This is a genomic window from Mycobacteriales bacterium, from assembly GCA_036497565.1.
Classification (GTDB): Bacteria; Actinomycetota; Actinomycetes; order Mycobacteriales; family QHCD01; genus DASXJE01.
This window is the reverse complement of the sequence record DASXJE010000208.1, coordinates 49,199-57,855: the sequence shown is the minus strand read 5'-3', so window position 1 is coordinate 57,855 and position 8,657 is coordinate 49,199. Positions and strand designations below refer to the sequence as shown.

Sequence of the window (8,657 nt, the reverse complement as noted above, 5' to 3'; positions counted from 1 at the left end):
CAGGTAGCCCGGTGTCGCGGCCGTCGTACCGATGACGAACCGGTCGCGGGCGCCGCCGGACGTTCCGCGGAAGCCGGTCGGGTCGAGGCAGCCGAGGTCGAGCACGCCGGCGTCCCGGTCGTAGCTCAGGGTGACCTCGAGCCCGTCGACGTCTGCGGGTACGTCGACCGGCAGGTAGTGCTGGATCGACGCCGCGCGGTCGTCGCGGGTGAACCGTCCACTGTGGACGACTTGGTCAGGCACGCGGCCAACGTAGCGGAGTCACCCGCAGGAGAACGAGCGTCGTGGCGATCACACACACCCCGAGCAGCCATCCTCCGACCACATCGCTGAGGTAATGGGCGCCCAGCGCGAGCCGGGTCCAGCCGGTCAGGGTGACGAGGACGACCGCCACCACCCATGCGACCCGCCGCCAGGCGTGCGACAGCATCGGCAGCACGACGATGAGCAGCACCCCGCAGCCGAGCGCGGCGTTGAGGGCGTGCCCAGAGGGATAGCTGAAACCACCGAAGTGCCCGATCGGATGCTCCGGCGTCGGCCGATGCCGGGCGATCGCGTCCTTGATCCCGATCCCGAGCGCACCACCGACCACCATCGCGACCACCACCCACACCGCGAGGCGACGCTCGCCGATGACGAGGAGCGCCACAGCGACGACCAGCCCGAGCACGCGGAACGTGGTCGGGGAGAGCGCGTTGGTGAGAAACCGCAAGGCGCTCACGTAGCCCGGATGCCCCGCCGTCTCGTCCGTCAGCGCCCGCGCCTCGGTGACGTCGACGTGCCCCACCCCGGCGAGGCCGAGGCCGACCAACAGGCTCAACACGAGGAAGGCGAGCCCACAGATCCCCGCGACCCACACCGCCCGCGGGTGCAATTCGACCATCCCAATACCGTAGGGCCCGTGGCCTACGACTGGGTCTCGCTGCTGACCGACTACGGCACCGCCGACGGCTTCGTGGCCGCCTGCCACGGTGCGATCGCCCAGATCGCCCCGGCCGTGCGGGTGATCGACATCACCCACGAGGTGCCGCCCGGCGACATCCGCCGGGGCGCAGTCGTCCTGGCCCAGACCGTGCCGGCCCTCCCGCCGGCGGTGCACGTCGCTGTCGTCGATCCCGGCGTCGGGACGGCACGCCGGGCGATCGCGCTTCGTACGCCGGGCGGGGTCCTCGTCGGGCCGGACAACGGCCTGCTCGGCTGGGCGGCCGAGGCGCTGGGCGGGATCACCGCGGCGGTCACCCTCACCGATCCCGCGTACCACCTGCCGAGCGCGGCCTCGACGTTCGACGGCCGGGACGTCTTCGCCCCGGTGGCGGCGCACCTCGCCGCGGGCGCAGATTTCGCCGCAGTCGGAACTCCGCTCGACCCGCGCGACCTGGTGCTTCTCCCCGAGCCACGCCGGCGGGCCGTCCCGGGGCGGCTGGACTGCGAGGTCCTCACCGTCGACCGCTTCGGCAACGTCCAGACCAGCGGGCGGACCGACGACGTCGCCGTCGCCGGTCTCGCCCAGGGCGACGACGTGCTGGTCGGTACTCCATCCGGCCGACACCGGATGCCCTTCGCCGGCGCCTTCGGCGAGGTCGCCGCCGGGGCGCCGCTGTGCTTCCTGGACTCCGCCGGCCGGCTCGCCATCGCCGTCAACGGCGGGGACGCGGCCGCCCGACTGGGCGTCGCCGCATCCGACCCGCTGACGATCTCGGCGGTCGGACCGAGCTGAATCTCGGGACGGGAACAAATCAGCGACCGGCAGGTTGTTAGCATAGGTCAAGTAACTACCCTGCTCATCCGGGAGCCGCCCGTGGCAGCCGACGTCACCACTCAAGGCGACGGAGCCGCTCGTCGTACCGCCCAGCAGCATGATCCGCACTACAAGTGGATCGCGCTGTCCAACACCACCCTCGGCGTGCTGATGGCCACCATCAACGCGTCGATCATGCTCATCGCGCTGCCGAACATCTTCGACGGCATCGCGCTCAACCCGCTGCTGCCGAGCAACGTGAGCTACCTGCTGTGGCTCATCCTCGGCTTCCTGGTGACCACCGCGGTCCTCGTGGTGAGCCTCGGCCGGGTCGGCGACATGTTCGGCCGGGTGAAGATGTACAACTTCGGTTTCCTGGTCTTCACCGTCTTCTCGATCCTGCTCTCGGTCACCTGGATGCACGGTACGGCGGCCGCCTGGTGGCTGATCATCATGCGGATCCTGCAGGGCGTGGGCGGGGCCTTCCTCTTCGCCAACTCCTCGGCGATCCTCACCGACGCCTTCCCGGAGAACGAGCGCGGCCTCGCGCTGGGCATCAACGCCGTCGCCGCGATCGCCGGGTCCTTCATCGGACTGGTGCTCGGCGGACTGCTCGGCCCGGTCAACTGGCACCTGGTCTTCGTCGTCTCGGTGCCGTTCGGACTCTTCGGCACCGTGTGGGCCTACCTCAAGCTCCGCGACACCGGCATCCGACAACCCGCCAGGATCGACTGGTGGGGCAACATCACCTTCGCCGTCGGCCTGATCGCCGTACTCGTCGGGATCACCTACGGCATCCAGCCCTACCAGGGGCACAACATGGGCTGGACCAACCCCACCGTGCTGACCGAGATCATCGGCGGTGTCGTCGTACTCGTGATCTTCGGGATCATCGAGACCCGGGTCGAGCATCCGATGTTCCGATTGCCGCTGTTCCGGATCCGGGCCTTCACCGCCGGCAACATCGCCAGCCTGCTCTCGGCTCTGGGTCGCGGCGGGCTGCAGTTCATCCTGATCATCTGGCTGCAGGGCATCTGGCTGCCCGAACACGGGTACAGCTTCGAACGGACGCCGCTGTGGGCCGGCATCTACATGCTTCCATTGACCGCGGGTTTCCTGCTGGCGGCGCCGATCTCCGGCATCCTCTCCGACCGGTTCGGCGCGCGCCCGTTCGCCACCGGCGGGATGATCGTCGCGGCGGCCAGCTTCGGGCTGTTGAACTTCCTGCCGGTCAACTTCTCCTACCTCTGGTTCGCGCTGATCCTGCTGCTCAACGGTCTGGGGATGGGTCTGTTCGCCTCACCGAACCGGGCCGGCATCATGAACAGCCTGCCGCCCAACCAGCGCGGCGCGGGCGCCGGGATGACGGCGACCTTCCAGAACTCCGCGACCGTGTTGTCGATCGGCGTGTTCTTCTCGCTGATCATCCTGGGGCTCTCGCAGCACCTGCCGTCGCAGCTCTACAACGGGCTGACCGCCCAGGGCGTACCGGCCGCCACGGCGCACCAACTATCCGGGCTGCCGCCGGTGAGCACGCTGTTCGCCGCCTTGCTGGGCTACAACCCGATCCGGACCCTGCTCGGCCCGCACGTCCTCGCCAACCTGCCACCGGGCAAGGCGGAGTTCTTGACCGGGCGCGGCTTCTTCCCGCACCTGATCTCGGCGCCGTTCCAGGACGGGCTGCGCGTCGCCTTCCTGTTCGCCATCGTCGCCTGCTTGGTCGCCGCGGTCGCGTCGTACCTGCGAGGCGGCAAGTACCACTACGTCGAGGGCGCCGAGCTGCGTCGCGTGGCGCCGGCATCGGTTGCTGTCGACGCGACCGACGCCGGTACGCCGGCCGACACCCGCTCATCCGCACCGTCGGAACCTGACCGCTCCGGTGGCCGGCAGAGCGGCGCGCCGGTGCCCAGTGAGGCACCCGGCGCCGGGCAGTGACGACCGCTCAGGCGTTGTGCGCGACCGGGTCGGACCAGAAGAAGGTCTCCGGGTCGTAGACCGCCGGGGTCGGGTGGTTCCACGGGTTCACGAAGCCACCCTGGGCGAGGTTCTCCCTGCGCGGCACGTTGCCCAGGTCGGTCTTGGTGACGATGACCTCCGGGAAGTTGGCCACCGTGCCCATGAAGAACGGCCCGTCGGTGATGTGCACCTTGACCATCTCGAAGACGAGCTTGGTGCGCTTCAGCTCATCCGGCTCGAGTTGGGCCTGGCTGTAGAGCTTCCACAGCTTGGCGATCGGGCCACCCGCCTCGGGCTCGAGTCGCGGCGGCGTGCGCTTCCACGGGTCGACGTCCTGCTGGGAGTGCTCGTCCGGCGTGCCCTTCACGCTGTACATCGCCCCCTCCAGCGGCGCCCACCGCGAGGACTCCAGGGGCACCAGCCACGGCGCGCGCACCAGATGGTTCGCCGCGTCGCTGCACTCCCAGTTGGTATGGGCCATGAGCTTTCCGGCCGACCACAGGTCGCCGTATGACTGCGGCGACACCGGGTTGCGGGTGACCTTGAGGCCGATCTCCTTGCAGTCCCGCACCATCTGGTCGTCGTTGGCGCTGTAGGTCTGGTCCATGTCGGCCGAGTAGTCGATCCGGATCGTCAGCTTCTTGCCGCCCGGCAGCTCGACGTAACCGTCTCCGTCGGCGTCCTTCAGACCGAGTTCGGCCAGCAACTGCTTGGCCTTCGCCGGGTCGTGCTTCACGTAGGCGTCGCGCCACTGCTTGTACATCGACTTGCCGACGCTGCTGGAGTGGTACTCCTTCGCCTTCGGGCTCAGGGTGCCGGTGGTCAGCTCGCCGGTCTGGAACCATAGGCTCTTGCGCGCGGTCTTCCGGTCGAAGGCATGCGAGATCGCCTGCCGGAACTTCGGCTCACGGAACAGCTTGCGCAGCTGCGGGTCCGGGTAGTCGTAGTTGAGGAAGAAGCACGGCCCGGTGCCTGACCCGCTGTCCCACAGCAGTACGTCGGTGTGCGCCCGCTCACGGTTCTGCATCAGCGCGGAGACGTCCGAGACGCTGATCTGGTTGAAGTAACCCATGCAGAAGTCGACGTTGCCCTGCTGCACCCGCAGCTTTCCGACCTGCGCGTCCTGGATGACGTCGATGGCGATCTCGTCGAGGTAAGGCAGCTGATCGCCGTCCTTGGTGACCGCCCAGTAGTAAGGGTTGCGTTCGAGGACGACGCCCTTGTTGTTGTCGAAGGACTTCGTCCTGAAGCCGGTCATGGTCGGGCAGTCCGGGTTGCGCGCCCAGTCGGTCTTCGACTCCCACAGGCCACCGACGGTGTCCCAGTTCTTCGGAACCTTCTTGTTGTACTTGGGGTGGAACTGCTTGCAGTAGTGCTTCGGCAGCACCCAGATCGCGCCATTGGCGCCGATCCCGCCGTTGACGTAGGTGGCGAGCCGGTCGGCGAACAGCGGTGCCGGGGCGTCGAAGCGCATCCGCATCGTGGTGTCGTCGATCGCGCTCATCTTCACCAGGCTGCCCGTCCCGGAGCGGCAGTCGTCCGGAGGCGACTGCGCGTCATGTCCGGGAAGGACGATGTCCTCCCACCAGAAGAGCACATCCTCGGTGGTGAACGGATGGCCGTCGGACCACTTCATTCCCTTGCGGAAGTGCAGGATCCATTCGGAGGCGTCCGCATTGGACGACCACTTCTCGACCAGTCCCGGGCCGACGTCGAGGCCGTCGTTGAGCCAGCGCAGCAACGAGTGCCCGTAGAAGAACTCGCGGTTGGAATCGGCCTTCACAGCACCCTGGCTCGAGAAGACGATCATGTTGATCTTCCCGCCGTACCTTCCGCGTTCGACCCAGTTGTGGGGTACGACGTAGGGGTTCTCCGGCAGTCGCTGCTCGACGGGCGGCAGGCCCTTGTTCTTCAGCGAGGTCGCCTCGGAGAACTTCTTCGGCGTCGCCAGCGGCTTGCTCGCCGAGCCCTTCTTGGCGCTACCGGCCGCACCGCCCGAGGATCCGGTGGATCCGGTGCTGCTGCCGCCGCCGCTCGTGCACGCGGCGAGCGTGGCCGAGCCCGCGAGGGTGGCCGAGCCATAGAGAAAGCCCCGCCGGGATACCTGCCTGGAACCGTCCAGCATCGTCGAGCCCTTTCTCCGTATGGCGGTGTGTCCGACCCGCGGGGACTGCTCCCGGCCGGTGCGGACCGTATGAGTACCACGCTGCAGAATCCACTGGCAACCGGTTGCACAAAGTTGCCTGACGCTGGCAACGCTCGGTTGCTGTGCTCCCCGTTCGGCTTGAACGTCACGTTCAAGCGCTCTAGCCGCATCAACGTCACGTTGACGCGGAATGGGGGCGGCGCGGAACCGCGGTAGCGGGGGTCGGGTTACCAGCGGGCCGCAGCTGGCGCGAAGTCCGGGTCGAACCGACGCCGGTAGGCGGTGTCGTCCCGGGTCCGTACGCCGCACCCGAGGTACTGCTCGTGCAGCCGAGCTAACGCGTCGCGGTCGAGGTCGACACCGAGCCCGGGACCGGTCGGCACTGCGACCGAGCCGGCGGCGAACCCCAGCGCTCCAGGCACGATCACGTCCTCGGCCGGGTCCTTCCAGGGCCAATGGGTGTCGCAGGCGTAGGTGAGGTTGGGGGTTGCGGCGCCGACATGGGTCATGGCGGCGAGGCTGATGCCGAGGTGCGAGTTGGAGTGCATGGACAGCCCCAGTCCGAAGGTGTCGCACAGCCCGGCCAGCAGGCGCGAGCGGGTGAGCCCGCCCCAGAAGTGGTGATCGGAGAGCACGATCTGCACCGGCGACTCGGCGACCGCCTCGGGGAACTGGTCGAAGGACACCACGCACATGTTCGTTGCGAGCGGCATCGGCACCGAGCGGGCGACCTCCGCCATTCCGGGGATGCCGGGCGTGGGGTCCTCGAGATACTCGAGCGCACCCTCCAGCGCCCGGCCCACCTTGATCGAGGTCGGGACCGTCCAGGCTGCGTTCGGATCCAGCCGCAGCGGCAGGTCGGGGAAGGCTTCGTGCAGCGCGAGGATGGCCTGCACCTCCTCGTCGGGAGCGAACACGCCGCCCTTGAGCTTGATGGCCGAGAACCCGAAGTCGGCCACCATGCGACGCGCCTGCTCGACGATGCCGGCCGGATCGACCGCCGCTCCGAACCGGTCCGGATCGTCACCGGGATGCGCGGCCCACTTGTAGAAGAGGTACGCGCTGTAGGGGACGGCGCGACGAACCGCGCCGCCGAGCAGGTCGCTCACCGATCGGCCGACCGCCTTGCCCTGCGCATCCAGGCACGCGACCTCGAGGGCGGAGAAGACCCGGTCGACGGTGCCGGTCGCCGTGACCTGCCCGGTGGTCCCGTGCCGGTCGGCGCGGGCCGACCCACCGAGCGCGGTGCCGATCCGCTGCCTCAGCTGATTGAGCGCGAAGACGTCGAGACCGATCACCTCGGGGACGACCGCCTCGAGCAGGGCGAGGTGTTCGGCGTCTCCGTAGGTCTCGCCGAGTCCGCTGATGCCGGCGTCGGTGCGCACCTCGACGACGGCACGCAGCGCGAACGGCTCGTGTACGCCGACTGCGTTCAGCAGCGGCGGATCGTGGAAGGCGACCGGCGTGACCACGATCTCCGTGACGGCGAGCGCGCTCATCGGCGGGCGAGCGACTCGGTGAGCGCCGTTCCAGCGTCGATGATCCGCCGCAGCTCGTCGAGATGTTCTGCCGACGGATCGACCAGCGGTGGTCGTACGCCGCCCACGGGCTGGCCCTGCAACCGCGTCGCCGCCTTGACCAACGACACGGCGTAGCCGGGGACCTGTCGACGCAGCGCCACGAGCGGAACGAAGAAATCGTCGAGCAATCCTCGTACCGCCTCGGTGTCATCCGTCGCCAGCGCGCGGGCGAAGGCGTGCGAGATCTGCGGGGCGAAGCAGAAGACGGCGGACGAGTACAGCCGGACCCCGAGCCCCGCGTAGGCCGGTGCGGTGAGCTCCGCGGTCGGCAGGCCGTTGAAGAACTGGAAGGTGCGCCCGGACGGGCCGAGCCGGGCGCGGATCGCCGCCATGATGCGGGTGAGCAGGTCGAGGTCGCCCAACCCGTCCTTGAGGCCGATCACGGTGGGGAGGTCGGCGAGCGCAGCCGCCGAGACGGGGTCGAAGACCGCATTCGCCCGGTGGTAGACGATGACCGGGAGGTCGGTGGCTTCGGTGACGGCCGCGCAGTAGGCGACCAGACCGGCACCCGGCGCCTCGACGAGGTACGGCGGAAGAAGCAGGACGCCGTCCGCGCCGACGTCCGACGCCGCCCGGACCTGCTCGACGGCCACCGGAAGCGGCCCGCCGGCGCCGGCGAACACCGGCACCCGACCGGCAGTGGCATCGACCGCAGTGGCGACGACCGTCCGGTGCTCGTCCGGCGCGAGCGCATGGAATTCGCCGGTGCCGCCGGCGGCGAAGACCGCTCCCGGACCCGCGGCGACGCCGCGCTCGACGTGCGCGGCGAGGGAGCCGACGTCCACCGCCAGCTTGTCGTCGAATGGCGTCACCGGGAAGAACAGCACACCGTCGAGCGAAATCAACTGCCGCTCCCTGCGTCCGTGAGTCGTTGCCGCACACTCTTGGGAAGCCCGGCGACGACCCGCTCGTAGGAGTGCGTGATCATCTCCTCGATCTCCTCGAAGGGGAGGCTTCCGTCGAGCGTCACGGTGTTCCAGTGCTTCTTGTTCAGGTGATAGCCGCTGCTGACCGCGGCGTACTGCTCGCGCAGGTGAATCGCGAGGCCGGGCTCGCACTTCAGCGCGACGGTCGGCGGCGTGCCCTCCGGTGAGAGGATCACGAAGACCTTCCCGGCGACCTTGTAGACGTCGGTCCCCGGTCCGAACGGCTGCTCCTCGGTGACTTCGGCGAACCGCAACGCGAAGGTAGCCACGTCCTCGGCAGCAGCCATGTCCATCCCTTCAGTACGTCGATC

General features: G+C 68.9%; 8 protein-coding genes. 2 read left to right on the top strand and 6 right to left on the bottom strand.

Annotated elements, in window-relative coordinates; all coding sequences use genetic code 11:
* A partial coding sequence (locus VGH85_17125) for a hypothetical protein (protein ID HEY2175532.1) occupies positions 1 to 243 on the bottom strand: 243 nt, incomplete at its 3' end.
* On the bottom strand, positions 236 to 883 hold the full coding sequence (locus VGH85_17120) for a phosphatase PAP2 family protein (GenBank protein ID HEY2175531.1): 648 nt from the start codon (positions 881 to 883) through the stop codon (positions 236 to 238). The genes VGH85_17125 and VGH85_17120, both read right to left, overlap by 8 nt.
* A gap of 18 nt (positions 884 to 901) precedes the next feature.
* Here VGH85_17120 and VGH85_17115 point away from each other — a divergent pair, with 18 nt between their 5' ends.
* A complete protein-coding gene (locus tag VGH85_17115; protein ID HEY2175530.1) occupies positions 902 to 1,717 on the top strand; it encodes an SAM-dependent chlorinase/fluorinase in 816 nt (271 codons plus the stop codon).
* 192 nt (positions 1,718 to 1,909) lie between these two features.
* Positions 1,910 to 3,673: an MFS transporter gene (locus VGH85_17110; protein ID HEY2175529.1), complete on the top strand. Its 1,764-nt coding sequence runs from the start codon at positions 1,910 to 1,912 to the stop codon at positions 3,671 to 3,673.
* 7 nt (positions 3,674 to 3,680) lie between these two features.
* Here VGH85_17110 and VGH85_17105 read toward each other — a convergent pair whose 3' ends face one another.
* From VGH85_17105 to VGH85_17090, 4 genes are all read right to left on the bottom strand, one after another.
* Complete coding sequence (locus VGH85_17105) at positions 3,681 to 5,819, bottom strand: ABC transporter substrate-binding protein (GenBank protein HEY2175528.1); 2,139 nt, start codon at positions 5,817 to 5,819, stop codon at positions 3,681 to 3,683.
* Between the two features lie 248 nt (positions 5,820 to 6,067).
* Entirely contained in the window at positions 6,068 to 7,339 is a 1,272-nt protein-coding gene (locus tag VGH85_17100; protein ID HEY2175527.1) for a glucarate dehydratase family protein, read from the bottom strand.
* Positions 7,336 to 8,265 (bottom strand): 5-dehydro-4-deoxyglucarate dehydratase, encoded by a 930-nt coding sequence (locus VGH85_17095; GenBank protein ID HEY2175526.1) that lies wholly within the window; start codon positions 8,263 to 8,265, stop codon positions 7,336 to 7,338. Before VGH85_17095 ends, VGH85_17100 begins: the two co-directional genes overlap by 4 nt.
* Entirely contained in the window at positions 8,262 to 8,633 is a 372-nt protein-coding gene (locus tag VGH85_17090) for an MmcQ/YjbR family DNA-binding protein (protein HEY2175525.1), read from the bottom strand. The genes VGH85_17095 and VGH85_17090 overlap by 4 nt, the downstream gene beginning before the upstream one ends.
* Between the last annotated feature and the right edge of the window lie 24 nt (positions 8,634 to 8,657).

Excerpts from the sequence above, each read along its gene's own strand:
- VGH85_17120 (HEY2175531.1), bottom strand. The coding sequence starts at position 883 with ATGGTCGAATTGCACCCGCGGGCGGTGTGGGTCGCGGGGATCTGTGGG.
- VGH85_17110 (HEY2175529.1), top strand. The coding sequence starts at position 1,910 with ATGGCCACCATCAACGCGTCGATCATGCTCATCGCGCTGCCGAACATC.
- VGH85_17105 (HEY2175528.1), bottom strand. The coding sequence starts at position 5,819 with ATGCTGGACGGTTCCAGGCAGGTATCCCGGCGGGGCTTTCTCTATGGC.
- VGH85_17100 (HEY2175527.1), bottom strand. The coding sequence starts at position 7,339 with ATGAGCGCGCTCGCCGTCACGGAGATCGTGGTCACGCCGGTCGCCTTC.
- VGH85_17090 (HEY2175525.1), bottom strand. The coding sequence starts at position 8,633 with ATGGCTGCTGCCGAGGACGTGGCTACCTTCGCGTTGCGGTTCGCCGAA.